General features: G+C 60.1%; 16 protein-coding genes. 9 read left to right on the top strand and 7 right to left on the bottom strand.

Annotated features, from left to right (window positions below):
• Positions 1–56: 56 nt before the first annotated feature.
• Positions 57–233, bottom strand: a complete 177-nt coding sequence (locus AACY07_RS06660; RefSeq protein WP_219261512.1) for a PA1571 family protein — start codon at positions 231–233, stop codon at positions 57–59.
• Positions 234–485: 252 nt separating this feature from the next.
• On the opposite strand from AACY07_RS06660, the gene AACY07_RS06655 reads away from it, so the two are divergent.
• Positions 486–2,243 (top strand): ABC transporter transmembrane domain-containing protein, encoded by a 1,758-nt coding sequence (locus AACY07_RS06655; RefSeq protein ID WP_339474056.1) that lies wholly within the window; start codon positions 486–488, stop codon positions 2,241–2,243.
• Between the two features lie 123 nt (positions 2,244–2,366).
• Here the strand turns inward: AACY07_RS06655 and ppnP are convergent, their stop codons facing one another.
• Together ppnP and AACY07_RS06645 are read right to left on the bottom strand one after the other, a co-directional pair.
• Positions 2,367–2,648, bottom strand: coding sequence for a pyrimidine/purine nucleoside phosphorylase (ppnP, locus tag AACY07_RS06650; protein ID WP_133077173.1), 282 nt, complete (start codon positions 2,646–2,648; stop codon positions 2,367–2,369).
• Between the two features lie 79 nt (positions 2,649–2,727).
• Positions 2,728–3,270, bottom strand: coding sequence for an exonuclease domain-containing protein (locus AACY07_RS06645; protein WP_133077174.1), 543 nt, complete (start codon positions 3,268–3,270; stop codon positions 2,728–2,730).
• A 189-nt stretch (positions 3,271–3,459) separates the two neighbouring features.
• Here AACY07_RS06645 and AACY07_RS06640 point away from each other — a divergent pair, with 189 nt between their 5' ends.
• Positions 3,460–4,251, top strand: a complete 792-nt coding sequence (locus tag AACY07_RS06640; protein ID WP_339474364.1) for a substrate-binding periplasmic protein — start codon at positions 3,460–3,462, stop codon at positions 4,249–4,251.
• Positions 4,252–4,316: 65 nt separating this feature from the next.
• Here the strand turns inward: AACY07_RS06640 and AACY07_RS06635 are convergent, their stop codons facing one another.
• The 4 genes from AACY07_RS06635 to dsbD form a co-directional block, all read right to left on the bottom strand.
• Positions 4,317–4,865: an RNA polymerase factor sigma-70 gene (locus AACY07_RS06635; RefSeq protein WP_133077176.1), complete on the bottom strand. Its 549-nt coding sequence runs from the start codon at positions 4,863–4,865 to the stop codon at positions 4,317–4,319.
• 205 nt (positions 4,866–5,070) lie between these two features.
• Positions 5,071–5,844: a thiol:disulfide interchange protein DsbG gene (gene dsbG, locus AACY07_RS06630; RefSeq protein WP_339474053.1), complete on the bottom strand. Its 774-nt coding sequence runs from the start codon at positions 5,842–5,844 to the stop codon at positions 5,071–5,073.
• Positions 5,823–6,695: a TlpA disulfide reductase family protein gene (locus AACY07_RS06625; protein WP_339474051.1), complete on the bottom strand. Its 873-nt coding sequence runs from the start codon at positions 6,693–6,695 to the stop codon at positions 5,823–5,825. Before AACY07_RS06625 ends, dsbG begins: the two co-directional genes overlap by 22 nt.
• On the bottom strand, positions 6,696–8,438 hold the full coding sequence (gene dsbD / locus AACY07_RS06620) for a protein-disulfide reductase DsbD (RefSeq protein WP_339474049.1): 1,743 nt from the start codon (positions 8,436–8,438) through the stop codon (positions 6,696–6,698). It lies immediately after the preceding gene.
• Between the two features lie 146 nt (positions 8,439–8,584).
• Between dsbD and AACY07_RS06615 the strand changes: the two genes are divergently transcribed.
• From AACY07_RS06615 to glyA, 7 genes are all read left to right on the top strand, one after another.
• Complete coding sequence (locus tag AACY07_RS06615; protein ID WP_339474048.1) at positions 8,585–9,265, top strand: response regulator; 681 nt, start codon at positions 8,585–8,587, stop codon at positions 9,263–9,265.
• Positions 9,262–10,590: an ATP-binding protein gene (locus tag AACY07_RS06610; RefSeq protein ID WP_339474047.1), complete on the top strand. Its 1,329-nt coding sequence runs from the start codon at positions 9,262–9,264 to the stop codon at positions 10,588–10,590. Before AACY07_RS06615 ends, AACY07_RS06610 begins: the two co-directional genes overlap by 4 nt.
• Before the next feature lie 371 nt (positions 10,591–10,961).
• Entirely contained in the window at positions 10,962–12,371 is a 1,410-nt protein-coding gene (gene cycA / locus AACY07_RS06605; RefSeq protein ID WP_133077181.1) for a D-serine/D-alanine/glycine transporter, read from the top strand.
• Between the two features lie 87 nt (positions 12,372–12,458).
• Positions 12,459–13,988: a sigma-54-dependent transcriptional regulator gene (locus AACY07_RS06600; RefSeq protein WP_133077182.1), complete on the top strand. Its 1,530-nt coding sequence runs from the start codon at positions 12,459–12,461 to the stop codon at positions 13,986–13,988.
• Between the two features lie 339 nt (positions 13,989–14,327).
• The gene (gcvH, locus tag AACY07_RS06595; RefSeq protein WP_133077183.1) at positions 14,328–14,705 is read left to right on the top strand and encodes a glycine cleavage system protein GcvH; all 378 of its coding nucleotides are present in this window, start codon (positions 14,328–14,330) and stop codon (positions 14,703–14,705) included.
• A 14-nt stretch (positions 14,706–14,719) separates the two neighbouring features.
• Positions 14,720–17,590 carry an aminomethyl-transferring glycine dehydrogenase gene (gcvP, locus tag AACY07_RS06590; RefSeq protein ID WP_339474046.1) on the top strand — a complete coding sequence of 957 codons (2,871 nt, stop codon included), beginning with the start codon at positions 14,720–14,722 and terminating at the stop codon, positions 17,588–17,590.
• A 67-nt stretch (positions 17,591–17,657) separates the two neighbouring features.
• On the top strand, positions 17,658–18,911 hold the full coding sequence (gene glyA, locus AACY07_RS06585) for a serine hydroxymethyltransferase (RefSeq protein ID WP_133077185.1): 1,254 nt from the start codon (positions 17,658–17,660) through the stop codon (positions 18,909–18,911).
• Positions 18,912–18,919: the final 8 nt, after the last annotated feature.

Below are 18,919 nucleotides of genomic sequence, written 5' to 3'. Positions count from 1 at the left end.
GGCCGGTCAGTGTCGCGAATGCAGTGTGATCATGAACAAGGTCTTGCAGGCAAGGATCAGTCCTTGCGAGACGGCTTGACCAGGCGTTGCTCCAGTTCGTGGCAAGCGTCCTGGATCATGGCTTCAGTGATCAGGATCTCCTGTCCATTCTCGTCGATAAACGCGCACCCCAGGGATTGCTGTGGTTGGGTGCGAATCACCGGTACGGCTTGAGCGTTCTGTTGCAAATCCATGGCCTGTCTCCTCATCAGGGTGTAGCGCTACTGTAGATCCGATTGATGACCAAGCGGTTACAAACTTGGCCACCAGCCCAGTCCAACAGAAATATCCTGAAACTTCCAGCCCGACTTTAGAACATTACTGCCTAGGACCTGTTGAGGCAGGTCATAATCAAAACGAGTGAGAAAGGTTTACCAGCGTAAGCCGAACTTCGTTGTAGGCTGTGTAAGGCTTTTTACGCTGATCCTCATTCTGGATACCCTCCCATGCTTTCGTCCCGTCATCGTCGTGCCATCCGCCTGGCCACCCATTTCATTGCGCCCTATCGTTGGCATGCCGGTGGCGCCCTGTTGGCCCTGATTGTGACAGCGGGCATTACCTTGTCGATGGGGCAGGGCATTCGCTTGCTGGTGGACAAGGGTTTTATGACCCAGTCCCCGCACCTGCTTAACCAGTCCATCGGTTTTTTTCTGATGCTGGTGCTGGGATTGTCCGTGGGCACCTTTGTGCGTTTTTATCTGGTGTCGTGGATCGGTGAGCGGGTGGTCGCGGACATTCGGCGCCAGGTGTTCAATCACCTGATCGATTTGCACCCGGGGTTCTACGAGAACAACCGCAGTTCGGAAATCCAGTCACGACTGACCACCGACACCACCTTGTTGCAATCAGTGATCGGTTCTTCGCTGTCCCTGTTCTTGCGCAACAGCCTCATGGTGATCGGCGGCGTGGTGCTGTTGTTTGTCACCAACCCCAAACTCACCAGTATCGTGGTGGTCGCCTTGCCACTGGTGCTGGTGCCCATTCTGTTTTTTGGTCGCCGGGTGCGCAGCCTGTCGCGCCAGAGTCAGGACCGGATTGCCGATGTCGGCAGCTATGTCGCCGAGGCCCTGGGCCAGATCAAGACGGTCCAGGCCTATAACCATCAACAGCAAGACCAGCAGCGCTTTGCCAGCACCGTTGAGCATGCGTTTGCCACCGCACGCAAACGTATCCTGCAACGGGCATGGTTGATCACGTTGGTGATTTTGCTGGTACTGGGCGCCGTCGGGGTGATGCTGTGGGTCGGTGGCATGGACGTGATCGCGGGGCGCATCACCGGTGGCGAGCTGGCAGCCTTTGTGTTCTACAGCCTGGTGGTGGGCAGCGCGTTTGGCACCCTGAGTGAAGTCATTGGCGAACTGCAACAGGCGGCGGGTGCGGCCGAGCGAATTGCCGAGCTGCTGCAGGCAAAAAGCCTGATCTTGCCACCGAGCACCGACCTGCGCGTTTTACCCGAGCGGGTGGACGGTAATCTGCAACTCGAAAACCTGCGGTTTTCCTACCCTTCACGGCCTGAAAGCTACGCGATTGACGGGCTAAGCCTGTCGGTTAACGCGGGGGAAACCCTGGCGTTGGTGGGGCCTTCGGGGGCAGGCAAGTCGACGTTGTTTGACCTGCTGCTGCGCTTTTACGATCCCCAGCAAGGCCAGATCCTGCTTGAGGGGCAGCCGATCACCCAACTTGACCCGCAAGACCTGCGCCGTTGCTTTGCCCTGGTGTCGCAAACCCCGGCACTGTTTTTCGGCACCATTGAAGACAACATCCGCTACGGCAATGCGAGTGCCAGCGATGGGCAAGTTGAAGCCGCCGCACGGATTGCCCATGCCCATGACTTCATCCTGCAAATGCCCGAGGGCTACAAAACCCACTTGGGTGATGGCGGTCTGGGGTTATCGGGCGGTCAACGCCAGCGTCTGGCTATCGCCCGGGCGCTGCTGGTGGATGCCCCGATCCTGTTGCTGGACGAAGCCACCAGTGCCCTGGATGCCCAGAGCGAACACTTGATCCAGCAGGCATTGCCCAGCCTGATGCAAGGCCGCACGACGCTGGTGATTGCTCATCGCCTGGCCACTGTGCAGAACGCCGACCGCATTGCGGTCATGGATCAGGGCAAGCTGGTTGCCATCGGCACCCACGCACAGTTGATCGCCAGCAACCCGCTGTATGCGCGGTTGGCGGCGTTGCAGTTCAACGTAGGGGTGTAGCGGTGGGAGCGGGCTCGCTCGCGATGGCATCAACGCGATTCAACAGACAGACCGGGTCGTCTGTATCGCGAGCAAGCCCGCTCCCACATGGCAGCATCAAGACAGTTGCTGCCAGAGGGGGATTTAGCGGTACTCACACAGGTAAGCGGTGTCCACTGCAACCTTGAGCTGGAACTTGCTGTTGGCCGGCACGTTGAACTGGCTGCCGCTCTTGAAGGTTTCATACTCGCTGCTGCCCGGCAGCTTGACGCTCAGTTCACCTGAGACCACGTGCATGATTTCACGCTCGGCTGTGCCGAACTCGTATTCGCCCGCAGCCATGACGCCAATGGTGGCCTTGCCTTCGGTTTGTGCGAAGGCAATCGACTTGACGGTGCCGTCGAAGTATTCGTTGACTTTAAACATGGCGATTCCTCGGAATGGGCTAAAAAAGGCTGGCCAGTATGCAGAAGCCGTTTTATCCCGTCACGCCCTTTTGTGGCCGTCACCCCTTGAGTACCAGTGGCAATAAACGTGCAGTATTTCGCGCATCTTCCAGGGCGCGATGCTGCTGGCCATTGAACTGCATTCCGGCCAGTTGCAGGGCGCTGTTAAGTCCAAGTGCACGCTTGAGCTGGCGGGCCTGGGCAAATTGCTGCTTGAGGTTCATGTGCGGCAATTGCAGCAGGGCACTGTCCAGTTGCTTCTGGCGCCATTCCTGCTCCAGCTGTTTGCGATCGTAGTCGCCCCAACTGGCCCACCCTTCAAGCTTGGGCAGATGCTGGCCGAGCCAGCGCTCGAACTGCTCCCACACCACCGTCATCGGAGCCCCGGAGTCAATGTTGGCCTGGGTGATGCGAGTCAGTTGACGGCAAAAGGGCGTCAAGAGGGGACGACGTTGGGGGCGAATAAAACGCTGAAAATGATCCACCTCCCGGCCGGCGCGAGTGACCACGCTGGCACCGATTTCAATCACTTCCATTTCTTCCAGGGGCCAGCCGCCATCATCGGTTGTGGCTTCCAGGTCAATTACCAGCCAGTGAGGCATGTGCAGCTTCCTTTAACAGCATCGGCGTTGAAGTGGGAGCGTAGCTAAAACACTGACCCGGGGACGTATTTTGTAGTGGGCCAGTCGACCGCTTGCTTGCTAGTCTATAGGCGGTTTAATGGTGTGCGTGCTCGATCTCAGGTCGTGTGTCGATCAATAAGTTCCAGCCATGGGCGGCGCGGGATGTATATGGTTTTAAAGTGTTCGCCGATACAGTTGGCTCATTGTGTGTTGCTGGCCCTCGGCATGATCTGGCTAACGCCGGTTTGGGCCGCCCAGGAAATCAGGGTTGGAGCTGCGCATTTCCCGCCGTATACCGTACGCCCCGAGCGCGGTGCCGACACCGGTCTGTTGTCACAATTGCTCAACGCCCTCAACCAGTTACAGAGCGACTACCGCTTTGTCCTGGTGCCCAGTTCGATCCCAAGGCGCGTGCGTGATTTTGAGCGGGGGCGGGTGGACATGATGATGTTCGAAAATCCTGCCTGGGGTTGGCAGGCGTTCTCGTACACGGCCGTCGACATGGGCCTCGAAGACGCCGAAGTATTTGTCGCCAGGTACCAACCTGATCGGGCCCAACGATATTTTGATGAGTTGAGCGGCAAGCGGCTTGCGCTCTTTAGCGGCTATCACTACGCCTTTGCCGGGTTCAATTCGACCCCGAAATTCCTTGCCGATACCTTCAGCGCAACCCTGACCTATTCCCACGAAAGCAACCTGTTGATGGTCCTGCGCGGGCGGGCAGACATTGCATTGATGACACGCTCCAACCTGATCGACATTCAGCGCTACGACCCTAAGGTCAAGTCACAGATCATGATGTCCGAGCGTGTCGATCAGATCTATCGGCACTACGCGTTGCTGCGGCTCGATGCACCGATCAAGAGTCAGCAATTCGCGCAAATGATGAGCAGTCTTCGAGACAATGGGCAGTTGAGAGCCATTTTTGCTCCCTACCAGATTGACGTGGTCGAGATGTAGGGGAAGGTCAGTCAAGCGGCACTCTTTGCAGCAGCTGCCGAAGCAACGAGGCCGCTGCTTCGGCGTTAGCGGCGGGCGTAGGTATCGGGGTGCGTTCCCGAGACCTCGCGGCAGTGAATCAGGGCATCGCGAATCATGAAATTGACCAGCGTTGGCGACACGCCCAGCTCCTTGGCGATGTCTTTTTGCTGCACGCCGTGCAGGCGGTACATCTCGAACGCATAGCGCGTGCGGCTCGGCAGTTCGGTCAGTGCAAGCGCGATGTGTTCCAGGGTCGAGAAATTGATCAGTGAGGTTTCGGGGGAGGCGCCGTGGATGACCACGTTCAGGCCTTCCTCTTCGGTGCCCGAGTATTTTTGCTCCAGCGCCTGCTTGCGGTAGTGATCAATCGCAAGGTTGCGCACGATCTGGAACAGGTAGCTGAGCTGTGCCTTGAATGAAGAGGTGATCTGCGGCGCGGACTGCAAACGGAAGAAAGCATCCTGCACGACATCCTCGGCCCTGTATCGACAACCGGTGATGCGTGCTGCGATTTTGACCAGGACCAGTCGGTTATCAACAAAGGCTTGAAGTAAGGGTGAGTCGCACTTGCCTGTGGACATTTGTTCCGTCATGGAGATCACCTGTTGCGAAAGTTTGAGTGAGGCGCTCTTCGTGGGAAGCGTCCTACACAGCTGTTCACAAACTAGGCTTAATGATAATGATTGTCAATTGAGAAATAGAACTAATAGCGCCTGAAGAGGCGGACTGAGACATGCTTCACGACGGTGTCGGCAACTGGCTGCGATCTTGTGTGGGCAAGAACGCAGCCTGCGGTTTTTACTTGGGACCGAGAATCTGCACCAGTTTTTCCGGCGACGGTGCGCCTTGCTGCTGTTGCAGGTTGCCTTGTTCATCCAGATAGAAAATCGCCGGGGTTGCAGCCACATCCAGCTCCTCCATCAGTTGGGCGTTGGCATCCAGCTTGGCCTGAACGTCAGCCGGGATTTTGGCCAAAGGCTTGAGCGTGCTGGCCTTGCCGGCTTTCTCGTGGTCGTGCAGGGCCTGCTGGGGATTTTTGGCGGCCAGCAAGGCGGCAGATTTGGCAGGGCTGTCTTCGCGGATGATACCCACCATGATGTGGCGCAATTGCACCTTGCCCGAGTCAACCCACGGACGGGCCTGTTCCCAGAACATGTTGCAGTACGGGCAGTTCGGGTCGCTGAACAGGTAAACAACCCGCGGTGCATCCTTTTTGCCGTCGGCGATCCAGTTGCTCTTTTCCATCTCGGCCCAGACTTGCTTGGCCATAGGTTCGTAAACCAGTTTTTGCAGCGGTGCCAGGCTCAAGTCATTGCCTTGGGCATCATACAAATTGCCCACCAGCACGTTGCCGTCCTGGGTCAGGTACAGCGCCATGCCACGGTTCTGGTACTGGGCGGCATAGCCACGCAAACCGCCGGGCGCATCGAAACTGCCAATGATTTTTGCGCCTTTGGCTTCAATCTTCTTGATCGCTGGCGGCAGTTCCTCGGCCTGCAGTGCAGGGGATTGCAAAAGTGCAGTGCCCAGCAGGGCGGTCATGCTCAGGGTCAGCAGTTTGCGGTTAAACATTTTTGCTCATTCCTTGCAGGGTCGGCCTGTTGGGCCGACATTGAATTGTTCAGATTTAAGGGCTCCATGGCCCGGGCCAGGCTGGCTTGGGACAGTTCGCCCAGATGACTGCCCAGCAGCCTGCCTTCAGCGCTATAGAACAGCGTAGTCGGCAGGGCCATTGAACCGACTTTTTGTGCCAGTTGGCCGCCACTGTCGAACAGCACGTTACTGAGATTCAGGCCCTGGGTTTCAAGGAAGGTACTGACGCTCTGCATGCTCTCGCCCTGGTTGACGAACAGGAACGTCACGTTCTGATGCTGATGCTGGGCGTTCTGCAGGACCGGCATTTCCCGTCGGCACGGCGGGCACCAGGTGGCCCACAGGTTGATCACCAGAGGCCCGCCCTGATAGCTGCTCAATTCCACGGACTCGCCGTTGGCGTTGCGCAACACCATCTCCGGCAGCCGCGTGCCTTGTTCGTAAAGGCTGGACGAGAGACTGGCAAGTAGCCAGAACGCCAGGCCACTGCCCAGCCCCCAGCCCAGTGGCCGCCGCAGGCCGGCCCTGCGCCAGCCCCAGATGACTGCACCGGCCACCACTGCGATCAGCCCCGGCCACAGCAAGAAGCCGCCATCGCGCAAGTCCAGGACTTGCAGCGGGTCGTCCTTGAAGTAGCGCCAATAGCTGATGACAAAACCGATGCGCGCCACCAGCAAGCCCAGTAAAAAAAGGCTGAACAGCACTGACTCGGGATTTTCGCCACCGCGCTTGGCCACCCGCCACCCCACCAGTGTCGCCAGGGCAAGGGCCAGAATCAGCAGCAAATGGTTGATGGCCAGCGCAAACGAACCGATGGTCAGGGTGAGCATTTAGAGGAGTTCCCGAGTGGCGTTCCAGTTATTCAAGAAGGTCTGGGCGTTGACTTCGCCAGTGATGCGTTGCCCGCGACGCTCGATTCCGTTGGGGCCGATCCAGACAAAGCTGGGCGGGCCCGGTACCTGATAGCGGCTGAGCAGCTCGCGGCTGGCGACATTATCGGCGGTCACGTCAAGACGCAACAGGCGCACCCCTTGCAGTGCATCCATGACCTGGGGTTTGCCGAACACCTGCTTCTCCATGACCTTGCACGACACACACCAGTCGGCGTAGTAATCGAGCATGACCCACTGGCCATCGGCCTTGGCGCTGGCCAGTTCCCGGTCCAGGCCTGCGGGGTCCTTGATGGTGATGAAAGCGTCGTGGGCCGTGCTTGCAGAGCTGGCGCCCGCCACTGTCCCGGCGGTGTAGACCTGCAAGGGTTGCCACAGATCGGTACCGCCACCGGCAGCACCCACCAGCAACAGGCTGCCCCACAGGCCTGCCAGCAGACTTAACGGTGTGAACAGCGTTTTGGCCCGCAGGAATGTCTGCGCCTGCTGCCACAGGCTGCACGCCACAATGACCAGCAGGACGCCCCACAGGCCGACCCACAGGGACTCATCAAGTACCGGGCGCACCAGCAACAGCGCCGTACCCAGGAACAGGAAGCCAAACAGGCCTTTCATCAGGTTCATCCAGGCGCCGGGTTTGGGCAGGAAGCGGCTGCCTACGGTCACCAGCAGCAACAGCGGTACGCCGATTCCCAGGCCCATCACAAAGAGCACCAGGCCACCTTCGACGGCATTGCCACTTTGCGCGATATACAGCAAGGCACCGGCCAGGGGGGCGGTCATGCAGGGGCCAACGAGCAAGCCGGACAGGGCGCCGAGAATACCTGCGCCGATCAGGCTGCCGCCCTTGCGCCCACGCCCGGCAGTTTCGAGGCGGTCCCGCAGGGCGGCAGGCAATTGCAGTTCAAAAAAGCCGAACATGGGCAGCGCCAGCACCACGAACAGCGCGGCAAAGCTGCCCAGCAGCCACGGCTGTTGCAGCAGGGCCTGCAAGTTGGCGCCCAGCAGGGCCGCCAGCACGCCCAGTCCGGCATACACCAGCGCCATGCTGATCACATAACTGCCGGCCACGGCAAAACCGCGTCCGGCTGTGGCACCACTGCCCACGACCAGACCGGCCAGAATCGGCAGCATCGGCAGTGAGCACGGAGTGAAGGCCAGCAGCAGGCCCAGGCCGAAGAACAGCAGTAAACTCCAGCCCAGCGAGCGCTGCTGCAAGCTTGCCGCCAGTGACTGGTCTTGCGCCTGGCCTTGGGCTGTCACAGGCTGCGCGCCGCCCAGATCGACCGTCTGGCTTTGTGGCGGATAACACAGGCCTGCATCGGCGCAGCCTTGCCAGCTGACCTTGACCTGACCGCTGGCGCCTGCCGGGATCAGTATCGAAACACTGTCGCGATACACCTGGGTGGCGCCGAAGAATTCATCGCTGTGTTCCAGCCCCTGAGGCAATACCGGGGTTTTTGCCGGGTCCAGCCCGTCGAACTTGAAGCGTTTTTGATACAAATAGTAGGTATCGGCTATTTTCCACTGCAGGCGGGTTTCGCCTGAGGGCAATGGCTCGGCACTGAAGGTAAAGGCCTTGTTGACCGGCAGAAAGTCAGGCTGTGCAAACGGATTGTTCGCGGTCTGGGCCTGGGCCACACCGACCAAACACATCAATAGAAAGGACAGCAGCAAACGCATGGGTAAAGCCTTGGGCAAGTTCAAGTCCAGCTACAGTGTGTTCCTGCGATTAACCGATCATTAACCGATGCACACTGCGGTGTACACGGCATAATCGGCCCTTAATCCCATGACCTTTTAATCGGCTCATTTAAGCGGGTATCAGCATGCATGTACTGGTTTGCGAAGACGACGAACTGATCGCCAGCGGCATCAAGGCCGGGCTGACTGCCCAGGGCCTGACGGTTGAGCACGTCGGCACGGCCAGTGCCGCGCGGGCCATGTTGAAGGCTGCCGAGTTCGATGTGATGGTGCTCGACCTGGGCCTGCCCGACGAAGACGGCCTCAAGCTGCTGCAACAGTTGCGCCAGCAGGGGCTGGAGTTGCCCGTGCTGATTCTGACGGCCCGCGACTCAGTGACCGATCGTGTCGACGGTCTGCAGGCCGGTGCCGATGATTACCTGCTCAAACCCTTCGATCTGCGTGAACTCGCAGCGCGACTGCATACGTTGCTGCGCCGGGTGGCCGGACGCAGCGTCAACCTGATCGAGCACGGCAGCCTCACATACGATCCCAGCAGCCGGGTGACCTTGCTGGCGGGTCAGCCGGTGGACTTGTCCCGTCGTGAACAGGCGTTGTTGCAAGCCTTGCTGCACAACCGGGGGCGTGTGCTGTCCAGTGAGCAACTCAAGGACAGCATCTACGGCTTTGGTGACGAACTGGAGAGCAACGCCCTGAACGTTCATATCCATCACCTGCGGCGTAAATTGGGCAACGGTATCGTTGAAACCGTACGCGGCCTGGGCTATCGCCTGGGGCCTGCCGATGGCGCAGAGTCACAGGCATGATGAGCCTGCGCCTGCGCTTGAGCCTGACGATCGGTTCGGCGTTTGTTCTGGTCTGGGCCCTGGCAGCGGCCTGGATGCTCAGCGATCTGCGTCAGCAAATGATGTTTTCTCTCGATCAGCGGCTGGTGGCCTCGGCGCGTATGGTCGCGGGGTTGCTGGAGCAGTTGCCGCAATTGCCGGTAAAAGGCGAGGGCACCCATTTCAGTGCCGAGCAACTGACTGTTCCAGGCGGTATGGCCTGTCAGGTCAGCTCGTTGCGCGGCGAGATCCTGGCCCGCAGCCACAACAATCCGGACCAGCCGATGCAGTCGCAAGCGGCAGGTTTTCATGACCAGGTCATCGACGGCGCCGCCTGGCGCACCTTTACCCTGGATCGCGGAGATCTGCGCATTACCACGGCTGATCGCCAGGTCGAGCGCGAGGCACTGAACCTGTCGGTGCTGCTGGCTGCATCGGTGCCGGTGGGCATGGCACTGATGGTCTGCTTATTGCTGCTATGGCTGGGGATCGGCCAGGGGCTGGCACCGCTCAACCGGATGCGCGATGCCTTGATGCGCCGCGATGCCGATTCATTGCAACCGCTGCAGATCACGCCATTGCCCAGCGAGCTGAAACCGCTGCTCGACTCCCAGAACCAGCTCTTTGCGCGCATTGCCAAGACCATCGAACGGGAGCGGCGCCTGACCGGTGATGCTGCCCACGAACTGCGCAGCCCGCTGACCGCGATCAAAACCCACCTGCAAGTGGCGCGCATGACCGATGGCGAGGCCCGTGAACAGTCACTGGCCCATGCCGAAGCGGGTGCCGACCGCTTGCACCGCACCCTTGAGCAATTGTTGCTGCTGGCGCGGGTTGAAGGCAGCCTGTCGTTTGATGACGGGGTCAATTGTTCGGCCGAGCAAGTGGCGCGCCTGGCGATCCATGATGCCGCCAGTGCCGGTGGTGAGCACATACGTTTGCATTTGCCGCCAGACCTCCCGGCCACGGCACTTGAAGTCCCTTCGGTATTGGCCATCGCGGCGTTGCGCAACTTGCTGGATAACGCCTTGCGCCACACCCCGCCAGACACTCAGGTGGAGTTGACGGTTGCCGTGGATGGCTCGCACGTCAGCTTCGTGGTCCGTGACCACGGCCCCGGCATAGCCCCCGAAACACTGCAACACATGACCCAGCGCTTCTGGCGCAACGGCAACAGCAACGGTTGCGGGCTGGGCCTGGCGATCGTGCAGGCGATTGTCGAGCGTTGCCGCTGCGAACTGACTTTCGACAGCCAGTCCGATGGCTTGCGGGTTGAATTGCGGATGCCATTGAAAAGCACTGTTTAAGGGGGTGGGAGCGGGCTGGCTCGCGATGCAGGCGACGCGGTCTGGCAGGTCGGCCGCAGTGATGCCATCGCGAGCAACTCCGTTCCCACAATGGTCATGTCGGTTCGAATGCGCTCCAATGTACTGATTTCGTTACAACTTCAGTTGGACCATGGTTTACAGTACCCGCGCTCTACTGAACCACCCACAGACGGCATTTTTGTGGAGTGATTCCATTCCGGATAAACAGACCCCCACGGCGCATAAACGGCCCGCTTGACCGCTTCTACGGGGATGGCACAGAACGTGCTCATGTCCTTTCGTCCACACCGGGTGAACATGATGTTTGTCTGGTGAGAGGACCCCGTACAAGAACAATAAGAGGATGATTCATGCAAAATCACCGACCTGCCACAGAAGAACCAGAACTGCAGCGCAGCCTGTCCAATCGCCATATCCAGCTGATCGCCATCGGCGGTGCCATCGGTACCGGCCTGTTCATGGGCTCCGGCAAGACCATCAGCCTCGCAGGCCCCTCGATCATCTTCGTCTACATGATCATCGGCTTCATGCTGTTTTTCGTGATGCGCGCCATGGGCGAGTTGCTGTTATCCAACCTCAAGTACAAGTCGTTCATCGATTTTGCATCGGACCTGCTGGGCCCTATGGCGGGTTACTTCACCGGTTGGACCTACTGGTTCTGCTGGATCGTGACCGGCATCGCCGACGTGATCGCGATCTCTGGCTATACGCACTTCTGGTTCCCGGACATCCCCCTGTGGCTGCCTGCAATCGGCTGCGTCGCGCTGCTGCTGTCGCTGAATCTGATCACGGTGAAAATGTTCGGTGAGCTGGAGTTCTGGTTTGCCATGATCAAGATTGTGGCCATTTGCGCGCTGGTCTGCACCGGGCTCTATATGGTGACCACTGCGTTCCAGTCGCCGACGGGCAACTCCGCATCCCTGACCAATCTGTGGAATGACGGCGGAATGTTCCCCCACGGCGTGATGGGCTTCTTTGCCGGTTTCCAGATTGCCGTGTTTGCCTTTGTCGGTATCGAGCTGGTGGGCACCACCGCCGCAGAAACCAAAAATCCGGAGCGCAATCTCCCCCGTGCGATCAATTCGATTCCGCTGCGCATCATCATGTTCTACGTGTTTGCGCTGATCGCGATCCTGGCCGTTACCCCGTGGCGTGATGTCGTGGCCAACAAGAGTCCCTTCGTTGAACTCTTCATGCTCGCCGGTCTGCCTGCTGCGGCTGGCATCATCAACTTCGTGGTTCTGACCTCTGCGGCCTCTTCGGCCAACAGCGGTGTGTTCTCAACCAGTCGCATGCTGTTTGGCCTGGCAATGGATGGCGATGCCCCGAGCAAGTTCAAGAACCTGTCCCGGCGATCGGTGCCTTCCAACGGCCTGATCTTCTCCTGTATCTGCCTGCTGGCGGGGGCGCTGGTGATCTATGTGGTGCCCAACCTGATGGAGGCGTTCACCCTGATCACCACGGTATCGGCCACCCTGTTCATGTTTGTCTGGACCATGATCCTGCTGTCCTACCTGGCCTATCGCAAAAAACGTGATCACCTGCACCGCGCATCGAAATACAAGATGCCCGGTGGCAAGGTCATGGTTTGGGTCTGCCTGACGTTCTTCGTGTTTATCCTGGTACTGCTGGCTCTGGAAACCGACACCCGCCAGGCGCTCTACATGGTGCCCGTCTGGTTTGTGCTGCTGGCTTTGGGTTATCGCTCGGTTCGGCGCAATAAACAGGAGATCGAGAACCTGGCCTGCCAGGCAGAGTAATCGCGGTTTTCACGACACAGGTTTTGCCCGGGGGGCGGCACATGAGGTGCCGCCCCTTCGTTGTTTGCTGTCAGGGAGCGGTTGGTCATGCGAATTCACGTCACGTTCAAAGACCGCGTCGGCATCACCCAGGAAATCCTGATGCTGCTGGGCGCGCGTAACCTCAATCTCGACGCGGTGGAAATGAGCCCGCCGAATGTCTATATCGATGCACCCACCCTGTCCCGAAGCGTGCTTGAAGAGCTCGACCATGCGCTGATGCGGGTAGCAGGCGTGCAGGCCGTGAAGCTGGTTGACATCCTGCCGGGCGAGCGTCGGAGCCTGCAGCTGGAAGCCTTGCTCGCCGCCATGAGCGATCCGGTGATGGCCGTAGACCCCGACGGTTGCGTGCTGCTGGCCAATCCCAGGCTGACTGACCTTTACGGTCGCGATCCCACGGGTGAGCCGCTGTCGAATCTGTTCGCTGCACCGGATCTGGCCCGTACCCTGATCAATAAAGGCTTTCGCCTGCCCATGTGTGAAGTGAGTTTCAAGGGCTGCGACCTGCTCCTCGATGCCACGCCCATCAGCGGCGGTACGGAGGTGCTGGTGGGCGGTCTGCTGACGCTTTACCCGCCCAGCCGCATTGGTGAGCGATTGGCGTCGTTGCTGCGCGACCCGGCTGAAGGGCTGGAGGCCTTGCTGGGCAAGTCTGCGGTGCTTGAAGACCTCAAGTCGCGCTTGCACAAAGTGGCGAGCCTGGATGCGCCGCTGCTGATCCAGGGCGAAACCGGCACCGGCAAGGAACTGGTGGCTCACGCCTGTCATGCCATGAGTGCCCGGCGTGATGCATCGTTTTTGGCCCTCAACTGCGCAGCGCTGCCCGAGAGCCTGGCCGAGAGCGAGCTGTTCGGCTACTCCGCCGGAGCCTTCACCGGCGCCCAGCGTGGCGGCAAGCCGGGCCTGCTGGAGTTGGCGGACCGTGGCACGGTGTTTCTCGATGAGGTAGGAGAGATGTCACCGTACCTGCAGGCCAAGCTGCTGCGGTTCCTCAGCGACGGCTGCTTTCGGCGCATCGGTGGCGAGCGCGAGGTGCGGGTCAACGTGCGGGTGCTCTGTGCAACCCACCGCGACCTGGAACGCATGGTGAGGGAGGGCACCTTTCGCGAGGATCTCTACTATCGGCTCAACGTCCTTAACTTGCTGGTGCCGCCGTTGCGTGAGCGTGGCATGGACATCCTCCTGCTGGCCGAGCACTTCCTGCGACAGGCGTGCGAGCAGATCCACCGGCCGCCCTGCCGGCTGGCGGCGGCGACCCATCCGCTGTTGCTGGGTAATCGCTGGGCGGGCAACGTGCGCCAATTGCAAAACGTCATCTTCCGCGCTGCAGCGACCAGCGAGGGCGATGTGATTGATTGCGACAGCCTGGAGCTGGCCGGGACTGAGCTGACCAGCCAGAAGGCGGATGCCGAAGAAGTCGTCAGCCTGGAAGCGGCAATGCAGGGTTTCGAAAAAACCTTGCTGGAGCGTTTTTACGTGGCCTACCCATCCACCCGTCAGTTGGCTTCGCGCCTGCAAACCTCGCACACGGCCATTGGGCAAAGGCTGCGTAAATACGGGATAACCTCGCGCAATTGACACGGCGCGGATCCCGTTGCAGCTGCCTCGTTCCCTTGGCAGCTGCAACGGCAATGGCAGGCAATATCCCAGTGGTTTGAAAATGCTCCACCGGAGTGATTTCACTCCGCTCCCGCCTGAACCCCGCCTGTGCAGGACTAACCCCTCATCACCCTGTCACGGCTGGAGCGGTATCGCTCCAAAGACCCGTTCGCAAGACGCTTAAACTAATGTAAGTAACTGTTTTTAAAGTACTTTATTGAGTTGGCATCACACTTGCTCTTGTTCAGTCAGTAGCACCGTACCTGCGGTGGCCTGTCCGTCCTGCACCAGGACACATTGATAACAAGAGAAAAGTCCATGAGCACTCTGCGTTTTACTCCTGAACATGAATGGCTGCGTCTGGAAGCGTCGGGCGAGTTGACCGTCGGCATTACCGATTTTGCCCAGCAAGCGCTGGGTGATGTGGTGTTTGTGCAGTTGCCCGATCTGGGGGTGTTCAGTGCAGGTCATGAGGTTGCAGTGCTGGAGTCGGTGAAAGCAGCCAGCAATATCACCATGCCGCTGACGGGGGAGATCGTGGAGGTGAACCAGGCGTTGGCGGATGACCCTGAGCAGGTCAACGCGTCGCCCATGGGCGACGGCTGGTTCTTCCGGATTCGCATCGACAACATGGCGGCTTTCAACGACCTGCTGGACCAGCAGGCCTACGACGCCTTTGTGGCCGAAAACGCCTGAGCCGGAGCATCCCCATGACCCAAGCACATTTGCTTCTGAGCACTGACAACGAGTTTATTGCCCGCCATATCGGCCCCGATGAGGATGACCTGCGCGCGATGCTTGCGCGGGTTGGCCACGACTCTCTTGAAGCGCTGATTGAAAGCGTGGTGCCGCACAGCATCAAAGACACCAGCGTGCTCGAACTGACTGCCGGTGAGGGCGAAGCCCGGGCGCTGGCTGCAATCAAGACGATTGCTGGCAAAAACCTGTTGTTTCGCAACCACATCGGCCAGGGCTATTACCCGTGCCATACACCGCCTCCCATCTTGCGCAACCTGCTGGAAAATCCGGCCTGGTACACCGCCTATACCCCTTACCAGCCAGAGATCTCCCAGGGGCGGCTTGAAGCCTTGCTCAACTTCCAGACGATGGTCAGTGACCTGACCGGCATGGAAATCGCCAATGCCTCATTGCTGGACGAGGCGACAGCGGCGGCCGAGGCAATGACCTTCTGCAAACGCCTGGCAAAAAACCGGGCCCCGGCCTTTTTTGCCTCCCATCACTGCCACCCGCAAACCCTCGACGTGCTGCGCACTCGTGCCCAGCCGCTGGGCATTGAAGTGGTGGTGGGTGATGAGCGCGAGTTGGTGCAGGAAGATTTCGAGGGTTATTTCGGCCTGCTGCTGCAATATCCCGCCAGCACCGGGGCTATCGTGGATCACCGGGCACTGGTCCAGGGCGCCCACGGGGCCGGTGCCCTGGTGGCTGTGGCGGCGGACCTGCTGGCACTGACCCTGCTGACGCCGCCCGGTGAATTCGGTGCCGACGTGGTACTGGGCAGTGCCCAGCGCTTTGGTGTGCCGTTGGGTTTTGGCGGACCCCATGCGGCTTATTTTGCAACCCGCGACGGATTCAAGCGCGACATGCCGGGGCGTCTGGTAGGCATTTCAATCGACCGCCACGGCAAACCGGCCATGCGCCTGGCCATGCAGACCCGCGAGCAACATATCCGCCGCGAAAAGGCCACGAGCAACATCTGCACGGCACAGGTGCTGCTGGCCAATATCGCCAGCATGTTCGCCGTCTACCACGGCCCTCAAGGCCTTGCGGACATTGCCCGACGGGTCCATCGGCTGACCTCGATTGTGGTTCAAGGGCTGCAACAGCTCGGGCACAAGGTCGAGCAGCAGCACTTCTTCGACACGGTCAGCGTGGTGCCTGCCACATCGGTTCAAGCCGTGATTGACGCTGCAACCGCAGCGCAGATCAACCTGCGCCGGATCGACCCGTTGCGTGTCGGCCTGTCGCTGGACGAAACCTGCGAGCAGGCCAGCGTCGAAGCCCTGTGGTCGGTGTTTGCAACACAGGACCAGGCATTGCCGGACTTCGCCGCACTGGCGGCAGCGACGGGTGATTGCCTGCCGCTGGCGCTGTTGCGTGAGACGCCGATTCTGCAACACCCGGTGTTTAACCGATACCACAGTGAAACCGAGTTGATGCGTTACCTGCGCAAGCTGGCCGACAAGGATCTGGCGCTGGACCGCACCATGATTCCATTGGGCTCCTGCACCATGAAGCTCAATGCCGCCAGCGAGATGATCCCGATCACCTGGCCTGAGTTCGGCGCCTTGCATCCCTTTGCCCCGAGCGAGCAGACCCTGGGTTATCAGCAACTGACCCGGGAGCTGGAAGCCATGCTCTGCGCGGCCACAGGCTACGACGCCATGTCGTTGCAGCCCAATGCCGGTTCCCAGGGTGAATACGCCGGTCTGCTGGCGATCCGCGCTTACCACGCCAGCCGTGGCGAGGCCGGTCGCGATGTGTGCCTGATTCCATCTTCAGCCCACGGCACCAACCCCGCCACCGCACACATGGTCGGAATGCGCGTGGTAGTCACGGCCTGCGATGCGCGGGGCAACGTCGACATTGAAGACCTGCGTGCCAAGGCCATCGAGCACCGTGATCGCCTGGCTGCACTGATGATCACCTATCCCTCGACCCATGGCGTGTTCGAAGAAGGCATCCGCGAAATCTGCTCGATCATCCATGAGCACGGCGGGCAGGTGTATCTGGACGGCGCGAACATGAATGCAATGGTGGGCCTGTGTGCGCCGGGCAAGTTTGGTGGCGACGTGTCCCACCTCAACCTGCACAAAACCTTCTGCATTCCCCACGGCGGTGGTGGCCCCGGTGTTGGCCCGATCGGGGTGAAGGCGCATCTGGCACCGTTCCTGCCGGGGCATCAGATCCTGGCCCGCAAGCAGGGCGCAGTGAGTGCGGCGCCCTATGGCAGCGCGAGCATTTTGCCGATCACCTGGATGTACATGCGCATGATGGGCGGGCAGGGCCTCAAGCGCGCCTCGCAGCTTGCAATTTTGAATGCCAACTACATCGCCCGTCGTCTGGAGGAGCACTACCCGGTGCTTTATACCGGCGACAACGGCCTGGTGGCCCACGAATGCATCCTCGACCTGCGCCCGCTCAAGGAAACCAGCGGGATCAGTGTCGATGACGTTGCCAAGCGCCTGATCGACTACGGCTTCCACGCGCCAACCATGTCCTTTCCGGTGGCCGGCACATTGATGGTAGAGCCCACGGAGAGTGAGTCCCTGGCCGAGCTGGACCGCTTTTGCGACGCGATGATCAGCATTCGTGAAGAGATCCACGCCGTGCACAACGGCACGCTGGACAAGGATGACAATCCGCTTAAAAACGCGCCGCACACGGCTGCAGAGCTGGTTGGCGAGTGGACGCACCCCTACAGCCGCGAGCTGGCTGTATTCCCGCTGGAGTCATTGCGTGACGGTAAATACTGGCCGCCGGTGGGACGTGTCGACAACGTCTACGGCGATCGCAACCTGGCCTGCGCCTGCCCACCGATAGCCCTGTATCAGGACGCCTGATCGCTCTGCCCGGATTACGATCCGGGCAGAGCCTGAAACGTGAATCTCTAATAAAAAGGAAAACCTCATGTTCCATAAAAGCCTGACCCTGTCTGATTTCGACCCTGCTCTGTTCGACGCCATCACCCGCGAGGCGCAACGTCAGGAAGACCATATCGAGCTCATTGCTTCCGAGAACTACACCAGCCCGCAAGTGATGCAGGCCCAGGGCACCGAGCTGACCAACAAGTACGCCGAGGGCTACCCGGGCAAGCGCTATTACGGTGGCTGCGAATATGTCGATGTGGTGGAGCAGTTGGCAATCGATCGCGCCAAGGAGCTGTTTGGTGCCGGGTATGCCAACGTGCAGCCGCACTCGGGCTCCCAGGCCAACTCGGCGGTGTACCTGGCGTTGCTGCAGGCGGGCGATACCATTCTGGGCATGAGCCTGGCCCACGGCGGCCACCTGACCCACGGGGCAAAGGTCAGTTCCTCGGGCAAGTTGTATAACGCCGTGCAATACGGTATCGACGGCAATGGCCTGATCGACTATGACGAAGTCGAGCGTCTGGCCCTGGAACATCGGCCAAAAATGATCGTTGCCGGTTTTTCGGCTTACTCCAAGACCCTGGACTTCCCGCGTTTTCGTGCCATTGCCGACAAGGTCGGGGCTTATCTGTTTGTGGACATGGCCCATGTTGCCGGGCTGGTTGCCGTTGGCCTGTACCCCAACCCGCTGCCGTATGCCGATGTGGTTACCACCACAACCCACAAGACCCTGCGCGGCCCACGCGGCGGACTGATTCTGGCCAAGGCCGATGCGGACCTGGAGAAAAAACTCAACTCGGCAGTGTTCCCGGGTGGCCAGGGCGGGCCCCTGATGCATGTGATCGCGGCCAAGGCCGTGTGCTTCAAGGAGGCGCTGGAGCCGGGCTTCAAGGATTACCAGTTCCAGGTCATCAAGAACGCTCAGGCCATGGCAGAAGTCTTCAAGCAGCGCGGGTATGACGTGGTCTCCGACGGCACCGATAACCACTTGTTTCTGGTCAGCCTGATCCGCCAGGGCATCACCGGCAAGGACGCCGATGCCGCATTGGGCCGGGCCCATATCACCGTCAACAAAAACGCCGTGCCCAATGACCCGCAGTCGCCGTTCGTGACATCGGGTTTGCGCATCGGTACACCCGCGGTGACCACCCGTGGTTTGCAGATCCCCGAGTGCCGTGCGCTGGCGACCTGGATCTGCGACATCCTCGACCATCCGGGTGATGCCGCCATCGAGGCCCGGGTCGCGCGGCAGGTCAGCGAAATGTGCGCTTTGTTTCCGGTGTATTCGAAGTAGAGGCGAGC

This window comes from Pseudomonas sp. RL_5y_Pfl2_69 (assembly GCF_963970465.1).
GTDB lineage: Bacteria > Pseudomonadota > Gammaproteobacteria > Pseudomonadales > Pseudomonadaceae > Aquipseudomonas.
The sequence above is the reverse complement of the archived record's forward strand: the minus strand, read 5'-3'. Positions and strand labels throughout refer to the sequence as shown.

What these genes read in the sequence shown, in the direction of transcription:
- AACY07_RS06660 (WP_219261512.1), bottom strand. Translation starts at nt 233, where the DNA reads ATGGATTTGCAACAGAACGCTCAAGCCGTACCGGTGATTCGCACCCAA.
- AACY07_RS06655 (WP_339474056.1), top strand. Translation starts at nt 486, where the DNA reads ATGCTTTCGTCCCGTCATCGTCGTGCCATCCGCCTGGCCACCCATTTC.
- ppnP (WP_133077173.1), bottom strand. Translation starts at nt 2,648, where the DNA reads ATGTTTAAAGTCAACGAATACTTCGACGGCACCGTCAAGTCGATTGCC.
- AACY07_RS06645 (WP_133077174.1), bottom strand. Translation starts at nt 3,270, where the DNA reads ATGCCTCACTGGCTGGTAATTGACCTGGAAGCCACAACCGATGATGGC.
- AACY07_RS06640 (WP_339474364.1), top strand. Translation starts at nt 3,460, where the DNA reads ATGGTTTTAAAGTGTTCGCCGATACAGTTGGCTCATTGTGTGTTGCTG.
- AACY07_RS06635 (WP_133077176.1), bottom strand. Translation starts at nt 4,865, where the DNA reads ATGACGGAACAAATGTCCACAGGCAAGTGCGACTCACCCTTACTTCAA.
- dsbG (WP_339474053.1), bottom strand. Translation starts at nt 5,844, where the DNA reads ATGTTTAACCGCAAACTGCTGACCCTGAGCATGACCGCCCTGCTGGGC.
- AACY07_RS06625 (WP_339474051.1), bottom strand. Translation starts at nt 6,695, where the DNA reads ATGCTCACCCTGACCATCGGTTCGTTTGCGCTGGCCATCAACCATTTG.
- dsbD (WP_339474049.1), bottom strand. Translation starts at nt 8,438, where the DNA reads ATGCGTTTGCTGCTGTCCTTTCTATTGATGTGTTTGGTCGGTGTGGCC.
- AACY07_RS06615 (WP_339474048.1), top strand. Translation starts at nt 8,585, where the DNA reads ATGCATGTACTGGTTTGCGAAGACGACGAACTGATCGCCAGCGGCATC.
- AACY07_RS06610 (WP_339474047.1), top strand. Translation starts at nt 9,262, where the DNA reads ATGATGAGCCTGCGCCTGCGCTTGAGCCTGACGATCGGTTCGGCGTTT.
- cycA (WP_133077181.1), top strand. Translation starts at nt 10,962, where the DNA reads ATGCAAAATCACCGACCTGCCACAGAAGAACCAGAACTGCAGCGCAGC.
- AACY07_RS06600 (WP_133077182.1), top strand. Translation starts at nt 12,459, where the DNA reads ATGCGAATTCACGTCACGTTCAAAGACCGCGTCGGCATCACCCAGGAA.
- gcvH (WP_133077183.1), top strand. Translation starts at nt 14,328, where the DNA reads ATGAGCACTCTGCGTTTTACTCCTGAACATGAATGGCTGCGTCTGGAA.
- gcvP (WP_339474046.1), top strand. Translation starts at nt 14,720, where the DNA reads ATGACCCAAGCACATTTGCTTCTGAGCACTGACAACGAGTTTATTGCC.
- glyA (WP_133077185.1), top strand. Translation starts at nt 17,658, where the DNA reads ATGTTCCATAAAAGCCTGACCCTGTCTGATTTCGACCCTGCTCTGTTC.